This window comes from Seleniivibrio woodruffii (genome assembly GCF_029267515.1).
GTDB classification, from domain to species: Bacteria; Chrysiogenota; Deferribacteres; order Deferribacterales; family Geovibrionaceae; genus Seleniivibrio; species Seleniivibrio woodruffii_A.
This window is the reverse complement of sequence record NZ_JAJUIS010000008.1, coordinates 11,945-26,848: the sequence shown is the minus strand read 5'-3', so window position 1 is coordinate 26,848 and position 14,904 is coordinate 11,945. Positions and strand designations below refer to the sequence as shown.

Sequence of the window (14,904 nt, the reverse complement as noted above, 5' to 3'; positions counted from 1 at the left end):
AATTAAAACCGTTTTATACCATTCTGTACGATGGAATACTTTCTGTTAATCTCTGTCATAGCCGCTTTTTTCTGTGCCAGAGTCAGTTTTTTGCATCTCACCAGTCTGGCGAGCGAAACGAGACGTATGGATTCGATGAACATAATGTTCTTGCTCAACTGGTCGTCGGTGACGGCGCGGCGTATTATAAGTTTTTCCTGTATATAGTGAATATAATGTTTTGACGCTATGCGGAGCCAAAGGTCGTAATCCTCGCAAACGCGCATATTGCTGTCGAAAAAGCCGCAGGTTAAAAAAATACTGCGGTGCATGGATGCACTTGAAGGGCTGATGCGGCACATGTCCAGAATTTTTGAAAATATCTGCCCGCCGTATTTTGCATGTTTGTCCGTCTGGTTGACGAATCTGTCGGTTTTGAACCAATATTCATCGGAAAAGCAGAAAAGCCATCCTTTCTGAAATATTTCGTTGTGCTTTTGCAGCTTCGCTGGCAGCCACACGTCGTCGGAATCAAGAAAAGCTATATATTCGCCTTTTGCTGCGCGTATGCCGGTGTTTCTGGCTGCGCTGACGCCCTGATTTCTGTCGTGACGTATGTAGTTTATCAGGCTCATGTATGGCTTGAGACACTGTGCGACAGAAAGATCGGAACCGTCATCCACAACTATTATTTCATAGTCTTTAAACGTCTGACAAAGAACGGACTCGATCGCAGTGCGAAGAGTGTCTGTTCTGTTGTAAACGGGGATGACGACGCTGAATTTCATACAGGTCTCTTCTTGTCTAATTTGGTTGAGAACACCAGAATGGTATTTGTCTTGTCCACTCCCTGAACGTTGCGTATCTTTTTTATCAGCTTTGAAAGGCTGTCGGTGTTTCTGGTCACAACGTGCAGAAGAAAGGTGAAGTCACCTGTAACATGGTGACAGCCAAGGATATCTTCGTCCAGATTCTGAATTGTTATTTCAAAGTCGTCAATGTGTTTCGCGTTGTCGATGGAGATGCCTATGAAAGCGATAACATCATATCCGAGCTGTTTGTAGTCAATATCAACGGTATAGTTTCTGATTATCCCCAGAGATTCCAGTCTTTTTATTCTGTCAATAACGGAAGGGGATTTCATATCAGCCGCTTTTGCAATGTCCGCATATGAAGTTCTGGCATTTTTCACAAGCATGTTCAAAATCAGCTTGTCTGTTTCATCAATGTTATGCTGACGCATACTACCTCCGGGATGTTACGCCGTTCTTATCACAAAAGCTGTCAAGCCCGCAAGCGGAACAGCGCGGGGAAACGGGTCTGCATATTTCGCGCCCGTATGCCACAAGTATCTCGTTGATTCGTATCCAGTATTTTTTCGGCAGATGCTTTCGCAGCTCTGTTTCCGTTTTTTCGGGCGTTTTTGTTTTCACATAGCCTAATCGGTTAAAAATGCGGTGAACATGAGTATCAACGCATACTGCCGGTTCGCCGTAACCTTCGACAATGACAAGGTTTGCGGTCTTTCTGCCGACACCTTTAAGCGTCACCAGAGTGTCTATGTCGTCGGGCACTTTTGAATTATACTCATTTATTAATATTTGACAAATGTTTAAAATTGTTTTTGCTTTTGTTTTGTAAAATCCTGCGGGATATATGAGTTTTTCTATCTCTTCATTAGAAAGTTTCAGCATGTCCGCCGGGTTGTCTGCCTTCGCAAAGAGCCGTTCGGAGGAAGCCAGAGTAACCTCATCCTTCGTGCGCAGGCTGATAAGACAACTCACCAGAACTCTGAACGGGTCACGTTTCGTCTGTTTGGATATTTTTGTGACGGAAGGCTCGTCCATTTCGATGTACGCCTTTTCCAGCAGGTCGTACACTTCTTTTATGTCAGACCTCTTCATCAAGGTACTCTCTAAGTTTAGGGCTGATGTACATGTCAGAAAGGTCGAAAGTTTTTATGGCGCGCGCCAGCATAAGCAGGCGGTAGTCCTTCGCCGCTTTTCTGTCCAGAATAAACTGGTATTTACCGTCGAGCTGGCATAAACCGCCCTTTGCCCGCGTAGATTCATAGCGCAGGCGGATGCCCAACTGCTGTGCCAGTGTTTCAAGCTCCGCAAGGAGCGTATCAACCTTGTTTGCTGCCATTTTTCTCCTCTATGCCCATGTACCAATATATTACAGATGCTCCGGCGACACAAAAGAAAAATGCAGTGAAAAATACAGGCTTCAGTCCCATGTGGTCAAAAACCAGACCGGAGACGAAAGAACCAGCCACCGTGCCCAGTCCGTAGCCCACGCCGGAATAGATGGTCTGTGCTCTGAGCCGCAGTCCTTCCGGGAGTTTCGTGCGGAAAAATTTCATTATGCTTATGTGGAAGGTTCCATATGCAAAACCGTGGAAAGCGGAGAAAAAGAACAGCAGAAAGAGGGAATCCGTGACTGCTGTGGCAAAATAGCGCACGCCGCCAAGGAGCATTGAGAATATCATTATATATTCAACGCGCATGGCTTTCAGCACCCGTTCCTGATTGTACATGAAGAACATCTCGGCAAGAACACCCGTCGTCCACATGTATCCGGCATAGGTCTGCCCGAAACCCGCTTCTGCAACCTTTATGTTGAAGAAATTGCTTAAAAAAGCGTATGACGACAGATATATGGTGACTCCGGCGAAGAAAATTTTTAACTGCGGGCTGAGTTTTTTTTCATCTCTGCCTCTTGGCTTGAAAATCCCCGTGTCGTAATCTGCCAGCAGAGCCGGAACTGCCGAAAGGAGACTGAAAACTGTATAGAGCAGGATGAATGCGCCTGCTCCGAAGCTGTCAAAAAAGAATCCGGTGGCAACGGATGTCACTATGAAGCCTGCGGAGCCGAATATCCGCATCCTTCCGTAGGGTATGCGGTCGTTAAGAGACGATGCGAAACTGTCTATTACAGGCAGAATCCCCGTACGGGACAGCGCGAACACAGCAAGAAGAACAGCCGTGAGCGGCTTATTGTTTATGAAATATATCGGCACGAGTGCGAACGATGAGACGATTATTCCCGTTACCATGAAAAGTCTGCGCCGCTTCACACGTGTGAAGATATCCGCCCATAGGCTTGTGCATGTGAACGATACAATGGGGAGTATGGACAGGAAAATTCCTATCTCGGTGCCTGTGTAGCCTGATTGCTTGAAGTAGAAGCCGAAATATGGATAGATTATCCCAAGAGTGCAGTAGTGCAGGAAATAGTATGCGGCGAGCACGGGAATTAAAAATTTGTCCCGCGCCGCCGCTTTATCGTTTGAATCGTTACTGAGCAAGGGGTGACATTGCGCGGAGTTTTTCCACGCTGGATTTAATCATGTCCACGGCGCGGTTAATCTCCTCTTCGGTGTTGAATCTGCCGAAGCTGAAACGGATGGAACCATGAAGGTCAACAGGGTCAACCCCAATGGCGTAAAGAACATGTGACGCATCAACACTTTCGGAAGTACACGCGCTGCCTGTGGAGCAGCATATTTCGTCAGCGTATATCATGAGGGCTTCCGCCTCAATGTATTTGAAAGCTATATTGGTAACGCTGCATACCCTTTTTTCCCTGCTGCCGTTGACATAGGTTTTGGGTATCTCGTTAAGAATCCTGTTTTCGAAAAGGTCGCGCAGATGTCTGATGTGCGCGGTTTCTTCGTCAAGCTCATCCATGACTATTTCGCAAGCCTTTGCCAGACCGATGATATTGGGCACGTTTTCTGTGCCTGCCCTCAGTCCGAATTCCTGGCTTCCGCCGAAAACGAGGGGTACCATATCGTCTTTGAGGTTTTCGTCAACGTAGAGAACGCCTATGCCTTTGGGTGCGCATATCTTGTGACCGGAGAAGGTAAGCAGGTCAACGCCGAGCTCGCCAACGTCTATCTTCATTTTGCCCATAGCCTGAACTGCGTCGGTGTGGACGAATATCTGATGTTTTTTTGCTATGTCGGATATTTCGCGGATTGGCTGTATAGTGCCTATCTCGTTGTTGACCAGCATGATTGAAACAAGGATAGTGTCGCGTCTGATAGCGTTTTTGAAGTCTTCAATGCTGACCAGACCCTCCTTGTCCACAGGCAGGTAGGTCACTTCATATCCGTGTTTTTCCAGATACTTGCAGGTTTGCAGAACCGCCTTGTGCTCGATGGCGCAGGTGATGATGTGTTTGCCTCTGTCGGCAAATTTCTCTGCGATGCTTCTGATTGCCATGTTGTCGGATGACGAGCCGCTGGCTGTGAAAATTATCTCATGGGGTTCCGCGCCGATGGATTTCGCTATTGTCGCGCGGGCTTTGTCAACATCCTCACGGACGACCCGTCCGAGCGAGTGGATGCTCGAAGGGTTGGCAAATTTTTCTTTGAAATATGGAATCATCGCTTCAAAGACCCGCGGGTCAATGGGCGTGGTAGCGCTGTAGTCAAGATAAATTGACATCTTTCCCTCCTGTTGCCTGTCTCTTTAGGTCATATATAGTAATATTCTCAAGGTAATTGTCCACAGTTTTTTTCAGTCCGCTCCAAAGCCAGTTTATTCCGCAGTGGTCAAAGTTGCCGCACACGCTTTCGTTTGTGCAGTCCGACACCGAAACCGGACCGTCCATGGCGTATATAACCTCTTTCAGAGTTATCATATTCGCAGGTTTGGCGAGGATGTATCCTCCCTGTGCGCCCCTTGAACCTTCGACGATTTTGCTTTTTTTCAGCTTTATGAATATCTGTTCGAGATATTTGCGCGAGATGTCCTCGTGTTCGGCTATCTGTGTAAGGGTGACGGGTCTTTCGTCGCCGCCAAGCAGAACAAGCGCAAAGATGGAACGGATGGCATATCTGCTTTTAGTCGTTATTTTCATACTTTTCCAGCTTCTTTTTGAGATTGTTTATCTCTGATTCCATATGGCACATTCTTGTCGCCATGTCTGTTATAGTCCTTGCCACGGGGTCCGGCAAAAGGTTATGGTCGAATCTTGCGGACTGTTCCTTTCCGTTTGTTACTATTTTTCCGGGGATGCCAACGACTGTTGCGTCTTCCGGCACCTCCTTAACAACGACGGAGTTGGAACCTATCTTCGCATTTTTGTGCACTGTGAACGAACCGAGCACCTTTGCTCCTGAACCTATGACAACGTTGTCTTCGACGGTGGGGTGACGCTTCTTTTTTTCAAGGCTGACACCTCCGAGAGTCACTCCCTGATAGATGGTTACGTCGTTTCCGACCTCGGCAGTTTCGCCAATGACAACCCCCATGCCGTGGTCGATGAAGAACCGCTTGCCGATGGTTGCGCCGGGGTGAATCTCTACACCGGTGAGAAATCTGCCCAGATGCGAAAGCACCCTTCCTATGAGAAACATTCTGCGCACCCAGAACCAGTGTGCCGCTCTGTAAAAAATCATGGCGTGCAGACCGGGATAACACAGCAGAATTTCAATCTTACTCTTCGCTGCCGGGTCGCGTTCAAAAACGGTGTTTATCTCTTCTTTTATAGTGGTTATTATTCCCATATCCTAGCTGCCTTGTAGTAATTATATTTAAAATAAAGCCCTGCGTTACACAGGGCTATATGAAAATTCGTTTTTTGCCGTTAATTACGCATCAATTGCGTCAACAGGGCATACTTCTGCGCAGGCGCCGCAGTCTGTGCAGGTGTCGGGATCGATAACTCTGCAGTCGTCGCCTTCGCTGATAGCGCCCACGGGGCATTCATCTTCGCATACGCCGCAGTTTGTGCAGCTGTCGTTGATAGTGTAAGCCATATCATACCTCCATAATGTCTTCTAAGGGTTTAATAAGGTCTAAGTACGCTATTGTCAATAAGAAAAAGGTGCCAACCTCCTATTGAAAACCATTTTCAGAAAAAACATGACTTTTCACCATATTTTTCAGTGTCTTGAGATATTTTATGCTGAATATTTTTTTTTGATGTGGTACAGTGTTCATCCTTTAATAAGGCAAAAAAGGAGAATAGCAATGGTTGAAAATATAATGTTCGCAAAGCTGGTTTCAGGCGAAACCATCATCGGTATCAAAGACGCAGCCGCAGGCATGGTTAACGACGTTGTTCTTGTTCAGGCAATGCCTACACACACTGGCTCACTTCAGATTGCCATAGTTCCATTCGGTTTCCCTTTTGAGGACGAGGTACGCGGAAGCATCAGACTCGACCATGTCGTTTACGAATATAAAGAGACCCCCGCAGACCTTGCGAACAAATACATAGAAACAAAATCCAACATCAGAATAGCCGGAAACCTTGGCGGTCTCGGCGGCAAATCCGACAGCGGGCTTATTCTTTAATATGAAAGACCGCTGGTTTCTGAAAGAGCGGCGCGAAAGATTTAAAGACGCCGTTCTTAAAATTGAGCATCGGGATTTTCACTTTTCAAAAAACGGACAGACGGGCACATTCACCGTTGTCAGCATGAAGGACTGGGCTGTTATAATCCCTGTTACTAAAGAGGGAAAGTTTATCCTTGTGAAGCAGTTCCGTGTCGCCACGGGAGAGGTTACATACGAGTTTCCCGGCGGCGCTCTTGAAGCGGGCGAAGATGCGGATTCGGGAGCGCTTCGCGAGCTCACCGAGGAGACAGGGTTCACGGGAAAGTTGACCCTTCTGTCAAAAATGCGCCCCAACCCTGCATTCATGGACAATTTCTGCTATGCTTATCTTGCGGAAGGGTGCGAAAAAGTGAAGGAACTGAATCTTGACCCGTTCGAGGACATTGAGCCTGTGGAGGTCACGCGGCAGGAGCTTGAAGCTATGATTGCCGACGGAACCATCCTGCACAGCATACCTCTGGCGGCATACGGCGTTTTCAAAGCTAAAGGATATTGATTTCGTTTCAGATTGCTTCGGGCGATGCCCTCGCAAAGACAATTGCCGTCTCTGCGAGGATCAGGGCGACACGGCAGTCTCATTTTTGAGGATTAATTTTCATGCCTGATTATTCAAAAGAACTTAACGCGGAACAATATGCGGCGGTGGAACAGACGGAAGGTCCCCTGCTGGTGCTTGCCGGTGCAGGCACAGGTAAGACCCGTGTGATAACCTACCGTATCGCTCATCTGATAAACAATCTGGGTGTTGCACCCCAGAATATACTTGCCGTCACATTCACAAATAAGGCGGCGGGAGAGATGAAGGAACGTATTCTTAAACTAGTTGACAGACGGGATTCCGACATCTGGATAGGCACCTTTCACTCCATCTGTCTGCGCCTTCTGCGCAGGGACGGACACCTTATAGACCTTGGCGCCGGATTCGGCATACTGGATCAGGACGACAGACTGTCCGTAGTCCGTGATATCGTGAAGGGTCTGAACATAGACGTAAAAAAATATCCGCCGAAACAGTATATGTGGCGCATCAGCAATTTTAAAAACACCCGCGCATACGTTGACGAACTGAACCCCGGCACCGACCCTTTTTACATGATGGAAGACGTTTTCAAACTCTATCAGCAGAAGCTGAAAGAGCAGAATTTTATAGATTTCGACGACATGCTGGCACTCACAATCCGCATGTTCCGCCGCAACCCCGACATTGCTCAGTATTACAGGAATATGTTCAGGTATATCCTTGTTGACGAGTATCAGGATACCAACGATATCCAGTTCCTGTTTCTGAATATTCTGTCTGGCGACAACGGCAACATCTGTGTTGTGGGCGACGACGACCAGTCTATCTACGGCTGGCGCGGTGCGGATATCCGAAACATCCTTGAGTTCGATACCGTTTACCCCACGGCAAAGATAGTCCGTCTGGTGGAAAACTACAGAAGCCGTCCCGTCATTCTGACTGCGGCAAACGAGCTTATCCGCAACAACAGTATGCGCAAGGGAAAAGACCTGAAAGCATTCCGCGATGAGGGCGGCATGGTGCAGGTTATGCCGGTTTCAAACGAAACCGCCGAGGCGGAGTTCGTTGTCAGCAACATAAGGGACTATATCGACAAGGGAGTGCCTGCGGACGAGATAGCCGTTCTTTACAGAACCAACGCACAGTCGCGGAACTTTGAAGTGTTCCTGAACAGGCTCAACCTGTCATATAAAGTCATAGGCGGCATAAGTTTCTATCAGCGAAAAGAGATTAAGGACATCCTCTGCTATTTGAGGCTTTACGATAACCCTTACGATTCAGTTTCCTTCACCAGAAGCGTGAAGGCTCCTCCCCGCGGCGTGGGCGAAACTGCTGTGGACAGCATAACCGCGTATGCTTCGGAAGAGGGTATAAACCTCATCGAGGCGTGCAAACGTTTCCTCCCTCAGATGCGCGGTGCCCAGAGAAGGGGTATGGAACCGTATCTTATGATATTCGAAGAGCTTTCCGTTACGCCCAAAATAAGTGATATGGTGAAGCTGGTCATAAACATGACCGACTACGAGGCGTTTATCAAGCGTTACGAGGACGAGCATGAGGCGGAAAAACGCATCGAAAACATAAACGAACTTTATAACGCGGCGGTGATGTTTGAACAGGCACTGCCCGACGGCAATATAACCGATTTCCTCGCGGCAACGGCGATTACCACCTCTGTTGACGAGGCGGATTCCGCACCCGCCGTAAAACTCATGACCATCCATTCCGCGAAGGGGCTTGAGTTTGAGAACGTTTTCCTTACAGGGCTGGAAAACGGGCTGTTCCCTTTGCAGGGCAGTCTGGACGAACCTGCACAGCTTGAGGAGGAGCGCAGACTCTGCTATGTCGGTGTAACCCGTGCGAAACAGAACCTCCACATGACATACGCATCCACAAGGATGGTTTACGGAAACCGTATGCCGCAGCGCCGCTCAACTTTTCTGGACGAGATGGGTATCGTCGGCATGAAGGCGGCAGCTCCTAAGCGTCCGGTTCCGGGCTATATAAAAGAGGAACGCAAAGCCGCCGTTTCAGCAAAAGAGGTTAACGGCATCAAAAGCGGAAGCAAGGTTTTCCATGAAAAATTCGGAGAAGGTATGGTTGTCGCCATCGCCGGAACCGGAGACACAGCCAACGCTGACGTGTTCTTCAAGGCGACAGGACTAAAAAAAATACGCATAGGCTTTTTGAGGCTCGTATGAAAATTTTTTTAACGGCATTATTGACCTTCGTCTCTTCCGTGTGCTTTGCACTGCCCGACGGTTTCGTATATCTGAGGGATGTTGTACCGGATATTTCATATGATATCAGATATTTCGGATATCATAACTTTGTCGGTGTTCCTGTTGAAGGTTACGACGAACCGGAGTGTGTGCTCACCGCTCAGGCGGCGCAGGCACTTAAAAAGGTGCAGGCGGAACTTAAAACTAAAGGGCTTGGGCTGAAAGTTTACGACTGCTACCGTCCGCAGACAGCCGTTGATCACTTCGCAAGATGGGCGGAGGACATCAACGACACGAAGACCAAAGCCGAATTTTACCCGGATGAACCTAAAGAGACACTTTTTGTTCGCGGTTTCATCGCACACAAATCGGGACACTCCAGAGGAAGCACCGTTGATCTGACCGTTATTCCATTCGGAAGCAAACCGAAAGAGAACTTTATCCCGTATAAAAACATGAAGCGCTGCGACGCGCCCGCCGACAAACGCTTCGGTGATAATTCCCTTGATATGGGAACGGGTTTCGACTGTTTCAGTCCCCTTGCCGCAACTGATAATCCCGATATAAAAGGTATTCAGCGGAAAAACAGATACATTCTGAAAAACGCCATGGAAAAGTACGGTTTTTATAACTACGACAAGGAATGGTGGCACTTCACGCTGAAAAACGAGCCGTTCAGCGATACCTATTTCAACTTCCCGTTGAAATAGTGTCGTTATTTTCCGGTTTTTTCTATTAAATATTTTATCCATCAAAATCAGCATCTTAGCGTTTTCCGAATAACGCATGAAGCGTTATTATATTGATAATTAAGAAGAAATTCTGTTGACGTGTAGCGAATGCCGATCTATATTTTGTTTATCAAATAAAGCACAGGAGGTTCGTTATGAAATTCAGCGCCAGAAACGTACTTGAAGGAAAAGTTAAAGAGATAAAAGAAGGACCCGTTAACGTTGAGGTGGTTGTTGAGCTTACAGGCGGTCAGGAAGTGGTTTCCGTCATTACAAAAGCGTCTTCCGACAACCTTGCACTTGCTAAAGGCAAAAAGGTTTATACCATTATGAAGGCGTCCTCAATCATAGTAGCAGTAGACTGATTCTGCCGCCGCTTATAGCACATCACATCCCTTCGTTGTTTGTAAAAAATCTTTCTTGTGTACTTCTGTGTACACGTCAAAAGATTTTTTACAAGCCGCCTTGGGCTGTTCGGCTCTAAGCAGCGCCTGTTAGTTAGGCAGGTTCCATGTAACGCATGGTTAAAATGCTTGCATCTAAGCAGCAAAAAAGAGACCTTCCATAAAAACACAAATAAGAACTAAAAAGGCACGGTTTTACGTGCCTTTTTTTATATCTTTCTTACAGAAGGGTTGAACGCTTTTGTGTAAACCAGAACCCTGTCGCCGGCGGCTAAATCGTGAGCCTCGGAGTGTGTCGCCACAACATGCCCGACCTCAGTTCCTATTGAAAGGGTGAGAATGTAAAGGCAGTCCGCCTTTTCAACCTTTAAGACCCGTCCTGTGAATTTGAATTTTCCGCTTATGGTGTTGTCGGTGAAGACCTCTTCGGGACTGCCAACGTTGGTGATAACTCCGTCGTCGAGAACGTATACCTTGTTTGCCAGTTTAAAAACCTCGCCCTTGTCATGGCTTACAAGTATGGTGGTCACTCCGAGGGTGTCGTGTATGGTTTTAAGCTCGTTTTGCAGAGTATTCCGCATATCTGCATCAAGTGCCGCAAAAGGTTCGTCCAGAAGCAGAATCTCCGGCTCAGCAGCAAGCGCCCTCGCAAGCGCCACCCTCTGGCGCTGTCCGCCGGAAAGTGTCGCAGGTTTTCTGTCTTTCAGCTCCGTCATGCCGACCATATCTATCAGTATATCCACGTTTGACTTGTTAACCGATGCGTAATCAACGTTTCTGCGTACCGTCATATTTGGAAACAGCGCATAGTCCTGAAAAACGAAGCCGCATTTACGCCTGTTTACCGGAATATTTATTTTATTCTTTTTGTCATACCATGTTTTGCCGGATATTTTTATAACGCCGTCGTCGGGGTCTGTAAGCCCTGCCAGAAGACGCATTATAGTCGTCTTACCAGCGCCGGATTTTCCGAACAGCGAGCAGAATCCTCCCTTTTCGATATCCACTTTAGCGTGCATATCGACCTCGCCGGAGGCGGTTTTTATACGTTTTACAACGTCAATTTCAATCATATTGTCTTTCCGCTTATCTTTCTGTTGACCATGTTGACTGTCACAAGCACGAGGAAGGCGAGAACAAACAGAACCGCCGAATAGAAGTGTGCCGTACCGTAGTTCATTGCTTCCACCTGATCGTAAATTGCAATGGATGCCACCCTTGTCTGGTCGGGAATACTTCCGCCTATCATAAGAACCACTCCGAACTCGCCGACGGTGTGGGCGAAGCTGAGGACGATGCCTGTGATAAGCGACGGTTTGATATTGGGCAGAACCACACGGAAAAAGGTTTGAAATTTTGACTTGCCGAGGGTGTAAGAAGCCTCTTTAAGAGAGACCGGCAGCGCTTCAAAGCCTGCCTGAACAGGCTGCACCATAAATGGCAGACTGTATATCACCGATGCAAGGACAAGACCTTCGAATGTGAAGACCAGCCTGATATTAAACTCTTCCAGAATACTTCCAAGAGGACCGTGGGGACCCATGAAAACCAGAAGATAGAAACCCAGAACCGAAGGGGGCAGAACTATCGGCAGTCCGGTTATTGATTCCACTATGGATTTTCCTCTGAAATTTACAGATGACAGCCAATATGCAAAAGGAATGGCTGTGACAGCCAGAAGAAATGTTGTCACAGCCGCAAGTTCAAATGTCAGGATAAGCGGAGATAGAAGCTCTCGCATCTAGTCTCTCCTGCCTATTGCTATTTCGTTTGCCTTAACAAGGGCGGTGACCTCTTTTCCGACCGCAAGTCCGAGCCTGTTTACGGATTTTGTCGTAATCACCGATGTTATCCCCGTACCGAAGTCTATGGAAAGGCTGGTGAATATATCACCTTTCTCCATCGCCGTTATGGTGCCTTTAAACCTGTTGTTCAGACTGAGCTGACCTATCTCGCCTGCGGCGATTATTACCTCCGTTTCCTTGAACAGGATGTTCAGCGAATTTCCCTCTTTCAGATAAGCAAGCTCGCCGGGGCTGTCGAGAATCACAGCAGTGACTTCCGAGCCGAAAGTTTCAAGCTCGCAAAGGATAATCTGACCGGAGGTTCGGTAATGGAGAACCTTTGCCTCTAGCTGATTCATTTTGCGTAGCCGTATTTCTTCATGATCTCCGCGCCTTTGCCTTTCATCAGATATTCCATGAATTTCTGGGATTCGGCAACGTCGCCTGTTTTAAGAATTACACCGCCCTGTTCGATTGGTGCATAAAGTTTTCTGTCAACATCGAACCATGCGCCTGCGTCTTTAACTTTACCGCTGGCAAGGTGTGATTTAGCAGCAAAAGCTGCGTCGGCTGCGCCTGTCTGGATGTATGTGTCCATCGTGGAGATGCTTTCGCCCTGTACGATTCTGTCAGCGACAGTGTCGTATACGCCGGCTTTTTTCATAGCTTCAACAGCTGCTCTGCCATAGGGTGCTGTTGCGGGATTTGCTATGGCTATTTTTGCATATTTGGGATCTTTCAGATCGGAAAGTTTTTTTATGTCGTATTTTTTAGACCAGAGAACGAGAAGCCCTTCCGCGTACATAACGGGTTTGTCTGTTGTTAGACCTGCTTCATACGCTTTCTGAGCGAAGCTCATATCTGCGGCAAGAAAGATGTCGAATTTTGCACCGTTGATTATTTGGGCAACAAGTTTGCCCGAAGCACCGTAAACGGCTTTAACTTCTGTGCCTGTTTCAGCTTTGTAGGCTTTTCCGACCTCTTCCAGAGCGAACTGAAGGTTTGCCGCTGCGGAGATGTTCAGCTCTTTTGCGAAGGCAGTTGTTGAGAGAGCCAGCGCAAGAGCGATGATCAGGAGCTTTTTCATAATTTCACCTCATTATTAAAGCGGAAGCGGTTTTGAAAAGTGCAAATATCTCTCTTCCCGGTGCAAGACCGAGTTTTTCAGAGCTTGCGGTTGTGATGTTAAGTTTCAGCACAGTGCCGTATGCAGTCTTCAAGATAACTTCCGTCATATCCTTTTCAGGGGAGACCGACTCGGTAGTTGTTTTAAGGATGTTTCTGGCGCTTGTTTTCAGTTTGTCGCTATCCACAAGTATGATATCTTTTGGGTTGACGAATATAGAAACTGTTTCGCCTGGTTTAAGGTCGGAGTCCAGCATTGTTCCTGCAATGATGTTGCCGTTGTCGGTTTCGGCAAGGGCATAGGTGTCCGCGATGGATTTGATAACGCCGCCCAGTTTGTTTGATTCCGTAAGTGTGCCGAGATACATCATGTGCAGCCGGCTCAAGTGGTTATAGGTTTTAATAAGTTCCAGTCCGGATTTGGTAAGGGTTGTACCTCCGCCCCCTTTACCTCCGGTCTGCCTCTCCACCAGCGGTGTGCCGTATATCTCGTTCAGCAGGTTTATACTGTCCCATGCCGCTTTATAGCTCATTCTGATGCTCTCTGCGGCTTTTTTAATGGAACCGGTAGCCTGCACCAGTTCAAGCAGTTTTATCCTGCCGTGTCCTGCAATTCCGTTTCCGTTGATATCTATCCAGAGTTTACCGTCTATTTTCATAAGCGTTATGTAACACAGAACATAACGCATTTGCAAGAGAAAATGTTAAAACTTAGTTAAGGTGTTTTAGTCTGATGAACGTTCGGTTATAAGAACGCGTATGAAAGCCGCAACAGGAAGGGCAATGATCATTCCGCCGATGCCGAATAGCGATCCGCCAGCCATAAGCGCAAATATTACAGCAGTGGGATGCAGTCCCAGAGAGCCGCCTATGATTTTAGGCGTTATAAAGTTGCCCTCAAGAAACTGTACTACGGAAAAACCGATTATAACCAGAAGAGGGTGGAGCATGTCCGCGTATTGAAGAGCGGCGAGAATAACGGATGTGGAAAAACCGACGATAAATCCGAGATATGGAACTATGCTGAGTATACCGGAAACCGCACCCAGTATGACGGCGGGTTTAACCCCGGCGATGAGCAGAACTATTGTATACAGCACTCCTAGTATCATGGCGACTATTATCTGTCCTCTGAAATATTTTGAGAGTATTTCGTCAAACTCTGAGTAGTAGCCTTTAAAATCCATCTTAAACTTGTTGTTCAGAAATTCCAGCGCGCGGGCAAGTATCTTATCGAAATCTTTCAGAAAGTAGAAAACAAGAATGGGAATCAGAGCGATATTGAGCAGCACTCCTGTGACTTTTGTAAAAGAGGACATTATGGAGGACATGCTTGAAAATATCTCGCGGATATAGTCGGTGCTGCGGGACGCTATATGCAGCTTGACTGCTTCGACGTCAAGCTGGATGTTCAGCAGTGCTGCTGAGTGCTGGAGGAATCCGAATGCGGAATCAATATAGTTCTGTGAATTGTTCGCAAGATATTGAAGCTCCGATGCGGCAACCGGTATCAGCCATGCAAGAAACAGGGAGATGAGGGCAGCGGCTATTGCCATCATGACGAGAATGGTGAGATATCTGGGTATCCTGCGTGCCTCAAAGATATCAACCACAGGATCGAACATATAAGCTATGAAAAAAGAGATGGCAAAGACCGTGATGATGGTCTGGAGTTTGAACAGCAGGACTATAACGCCTACACCCAATGCAGCTATAAGAAGGTTTTTGTAGTTTATTTCAAGTTTGATGATGCTCATGAAGCATTATATAACACAAAAAAATCAAG

At 47.2% G+C, this 14,904-nt stretch carries 20 protein-coding genes; 5 read left to right on the top strand and 15 right to left on the bottom strand.

What is annotated here, in order from left to right:
• Positions 1-2: 2 nt before the first annotated feature.
• From Q7P67_RS09425 to Q7P67_RS09385, 9 genes are all read right to left on the bottom strand, one after another.
• Positions 3-767 carry a glycosyltransferase family A protein gene (locus Q7P67_RS09425; protein ID WP_303851714.1) on the bottom strand — a complete coding sequence of 255 codons (765 nt, stop codon included), beginning with the start codon at positions 765-767 and terminating at the stop codon, positions 3-5.
• Positions 764-1,222: an Lrp/AsnC family transcriptional regulator gene (locus Q7P67_RS09420; protein WP_303851713.1), complete on the bottom strand. Its 459-nt coding sequence runs from the start codon at positions 1,220-1,222 to the stop codon at positions 764-766. The genes Q7P67_RS09425 and Q7P67_RS09420 overlap by 4 nt, the downstream gene beginning before the upstream one ends.
• 1 nt (position 1,223) lies before the next feature.
• The gene (gene nth / locus Q7P67_RS09415) at positions 1,224-1,883 is read right to left on the bottom strand and encodes an endonuclease III (protein WP_303851712.1); all 660 of its coding nucleotides are present in this window, start codon (positions 1,881-1,883) and stop codon (positions 1,224-1,226) included.
• Entirely contained in the window at positions 1,870-2,127 is a 258-nt protein-coding gene (locus tag Q7P67_RS09410; RefSeq protein WP_303851711.1) for a hypothetical protein, read from the bottom strand. Before Q7P67_RS09410 ends, nth begins: the two co-directional genes overlap by 14 nt.
• Positions 2,108-3,289 (bottom strand): MFS transporter, encoded by a 1,182-nt coding sequence (locus tag Q7P67_RS09405; protein ID WP_303851710.1) that lies wholly within the window; start codon positions 3,287-3,289, stop codon positions 2,108-2,110. Before Q7P67_RS09405 ends, Q7P67_RS09410 begins: the two co-directional genes overlap by 20 nt.
• Positions 3,279-4,433, bottom strand: a complete 1,155-nt coding sequence (locus Q7P67_RS09400) for a cysteine desulfurase family protein (RefSeq protein WP_303851709.1) — start codon at positions 4,431-4,433, stop codon at positions 3,279-3,281. Before Q7P67_RS09400 ends, Q7P67_RS09405 begins: the two co-directional genes overlap by 11 nt.
• Positions 4,417-4,848 (bottom strand): Rrf2 family transcriptional regulator, encoded by a 432-nt coding sequence (locus Q7P67_RS09395; RefSeq protein WP_303851708.1) that lies wholly within the window; start codon positions 4,846-4,848, stop codon positions 4,417-4,419. The genes Q7P67_RS09400 and Q7P67_RS09395 overlap by 17 nt, the downstream gene beginning before the upstream one ends.
• On the bottom strand, positions 4,832-5,497 hold the full coding sequence (cysE, locus tag Q7P67_RS09390) for a serine O-acetyltransferase (RefSeq protein ID WP_303851707.1): 666 nt from the start codon (positions 5,495-5,497) through the stop codon (positions 4,832-4,834). The genes Q7P67_RS09395 and cysE overlap by 17 nt, the downstream gene beginning before the upstream one ends.
• Positions 5,498-5,581: 84 nt before the next feature.
• The gene (locus Q7P67_RS09385) at positions 5,582-5,749 is read right to left on the bottom strand and encodes a 4Fe-4S binding protein (protein WP_303851706.1); all 168 of its coding nucleotides are present in this window, start codon (positions 5,747-5,749) and stop codon (positions 5,582-5,584) included.
• A gap of 214 nt (positions 5,750-5,963) precedes the next feature.
• On the opposite strand from Q7P67_RS09385, the gene Q7P67_RS09380 reads away from it, so the two are divergent.
• The 5 genes from Q7P67_RS09380 to Q7P67_RS09360 all read left to right on the top strand — a co-directional run bounded on the left by Q7P67_RS09380 (position 5,964) and on the right by Q7P67_RS09360 (position 10,170).
• Positions 5,964-6,290 carry a hypothetical protein gene (locus Q7P67_RS09380; protein WP_303851705.1) on the top strand — a complete coding sequence of 109 codons (327 nt, stop codon included), beginning with the start codon at positions 5,964-5,966 and terminating at the stop codon, positions 6,288-6,290.
• Between the two features lies 1 nt (position 6,291).
• A complete protein-coding gene (locus Q7P67_RS09375; protein WP_303851704.1) occupies positions 6,292-6,828 on the top strand; it encodes an NUDIX hydrolase in 537 nt (178 codons plus the stop codon).
• A gap of 101 nt (positions 6,829-6,929) precedes the next feature.
• On the top strand, positions 6,930-9,053 hold the full coding sequence (locus Q7P67_RS09370) for an ATP-dependent helicase (RefSeq protein WP_303851703.1): 2,124 nt from the start codon (positions 6,930-6,932) through the stop codon (positions 9,051-9,053).
• On the top strand, positions 9,050-9,784 hold the full coding sequence (locus tag Q7P67_RS09365; protein ID WP_303851702.1) for a M15 family metallopeptidase: 735 nt from the start codon (positions 9,050-9,052) through the stop codon (positions 9,782-9,784). Before Q7P67_RS09370 ends, Q7P67_RS09365 begins: the two co-directional genes overlap by 4 nt.
• 176 nt (positions 9,785-9,960) lie before the next feature.
• Positions 9,961-10,170 carry a molybdopterin-binding protein gene (locus tag Q7P67_RS09360; RefSeq protein WP_303851701.1) on the top strand — a complete coding sequence of 70 codons (210 nt, stop codon included), beginning with the start codon at positions 9,961-9,963 and terminating at the stop codon, positions 10,168-10,170.
• A 248-nt stretch (positions 10,171-10,418) separates the two neighbouring features.
• Here Q7P67_RS09360 and Q7P67_RS13445 read toward each other — a convergent pair whose 3' ends face one another.
• The 6 genes from Q7P67_RS13445 to Q7P67_RS09330 all read right to left on the bottom strand — a co-directional run bounded on the left by Q7P67_RS13445 (position 10,419) and on the right by Q7P67_RS09330 (position 14,875).
• On the bottom strand, positions 10,419-11,282 hold the full coding sequence (locus Q7P67_RS13445; protein ID WP_369696017.1) for an ABC transporter ATP-binding protein: 864 nt from the start codon (positions 11,280-11,282) through the stop codon (positions 10,419-10,421).
• Entirely contained in the window at positions 11,279-11,950 is a 672-nt protein-coding gene (modB, locus tag Q7P67_RS09350) for a molybdate ABC transporter permease subunit (protein ID WP_303851700.1), read from the bottom strand. The genes Q7P67_RS13445 and modB overlap by 4 nt, the downstream gene beginning before the upstream one ends.
• Positions 11,951-12,352 (bottom strand): molybdopterin-binding protein, encoded by a 402-nt coding sequence (locus Q7P67_RS09345; protein WP_303851699.1) that lies wholly within the window; start codon positions 12,350-12,352, stop codon positions 11,951-11,953.
• Positions 12,349-13,080: a molybdate ABC transporter substrate-binding protein gene (modA, locus tag Q7P67_RS09340; protein WP_303851698.1), complete on the bottom strand. Its 732-nt coding sequence runs from the start codon at positions 13,078-13,080 to the stop codon at positions 12,349-12,351. The genes Q7P67_RS09345 and modA overlap by 4 nt, the downstream gene beginning before the upstream one ends.
• Before the next feature lie 4 nt (positions 13,081-13,084).
• The gene (locus Q7P67_RS09335) at positions 13,085-13,777 is read right to left on the bottom strand and encodes a TOBE domain-containing protein (protein ID WP_303851697.1); all 693 of its coding nucleotides are present in this window, start codon (positions 13,775-13,777) and stop codon (positions 13,085-13,087) included.
• A 66-nt stretch (positions 13,778-13,843) separates the two neighbouring features.
• Positions 13,844-14,875: an AI-2E family transporter gene (locus Q7P67_RS09330; protein WP_303851696.1), complete on the bottom strand. Its 1,032-nt coding sequence runs from the start codon at positions 14,873-14,875 to the stop codon at positions 13,844-13,846.
• Between the last annotated feature and the right edge of the window lie 29 nt (positions 14,876-14,904).

Coding starts and splice junctions, on each gene's coding strand:
- Q7P67_RS09425 (WP_303851714.1), bottom strand. CDS start 767: ATGAAATTCAGCGTCGTCATCCCCGTTTACAACAGAACAGACACTCTT.
- Q7P67_RS09420 (WP_303851713.1), bottom strand. CDS start 1,222: ATGCGTCAGCATAACATTGATGAAACAGACAAGCTGATTTTGAACATG.
- nth (WP_303851712.1), bottom strand. CDS start 1,883: ATGAAGAGGTCTGACATAAAAGAAGTGTACGACCTGCTGGAAAAGGCG.
- Q7P67_RS09410 (WP_303851711.1), bottom strand. CDS start 2,127: ATGGCAGCAAACAAGGTTGATACGCTCCTTGCGGAGCTTGAAACACTG.
- Q7P67_RS09400 (WP_303851709.1), bottom strand. CDS start 4,433: ATGTCAATTTATCTTGACTACAGCGCTACCACGCCCATTGACCCGCGG.
- Q7P67_RS09395 (WP_303851708.1), bottom strand. CDS start 4,848: ATGAAAATAACGACTAAAAGCAGATATGCCATCCGTTCCATCTTTGCG.
- cysE (WP_303851707.1), bottom strand. CDS start 5,497: ATGGGAATAATAACCACTATAAAAGAAGAGATAAACACCGTTTTTGAA.
- Q7P67_RS09385 (WP_303851706.1), bottom strand. CDS start 5,749: ATGGCTTACACTATCAACGACAGCTGCACAAACTGCGGCGTATGCGAA.
- Q7P67_RS09380 (WP_303851705.1), top strand. CDS start 5,964: ATGGTTGAAAATATAATGTTCGCAAAGCTGGTTTCAGGCGAAACCATC.
- Q7P67_RS09375 (WP_303851704.1), top strand. CDS start 6,292: ATGAAAGACCGCTGGTTTCTGAAAGAGCGGCGCGAAAGATTTAAAGAC.
- Q7P67_RS09370 (WP_303851703.1), top strand. CDS start 6,930: ATGCCTGATTATTCAAAAGAACTTAACGCGGAACAATATGCGGCGGTG.
- Q7P67_RS09365 (WP_303851702.1), top strand. CDS start 9,050: ATGAAAATTTTTTTAACGGCATTATTGACCTTCGTCTCTTCCGTGTGC.
- Q7P67_RS09360 (WP_303851701.1), top strand. CDS start 9,961: ATGAAATTCAGCGCCAGAAACGTACTTGAAGGAAAAGTTAAAGAGATA.
- Q7P67_RS13445 (WP_369696017.1), bottom strand. CDS start 11,282: ATGATTGAAATTGACGTTGTAAAACGTATAAAAACCGCCTCCGGCGAG.
- modB (WP_303851700.1), bottom strand. CDS start 11,950: ATGCGAGAGCTTCTATCTCCGCTTATCCTGACATTTGAACTTGCGGCT.
- Q7P67_RS09345 (WP_303851699.1), bottom strand. CDS start 12,352: ATGAATCAGCTAGAGGCAAAGGTTCTCCATTACCGAACCTCCGGTCAG.
- modA (WP_303851698.1), bottom strand. CDS start 13,080: ATGAAAAAGCTCCTGATCATCGCTCTTGCGCTGGCTCTCTCAACAACT.
- Q7P67_RS09335 (WP_303851697.1), bottom strand. CDS start 13,777: ATGAAAATAGACGGTAAACTCTGGATAGATATCAACGGAAACGGAATT.
- Q7P67_RS09330 (WP_303851696.1), bottom strand. CDS start 14,875: ATGAGCATCATCAAACTTGAAATAAACTACAAAAACCTTCTTATAGCT.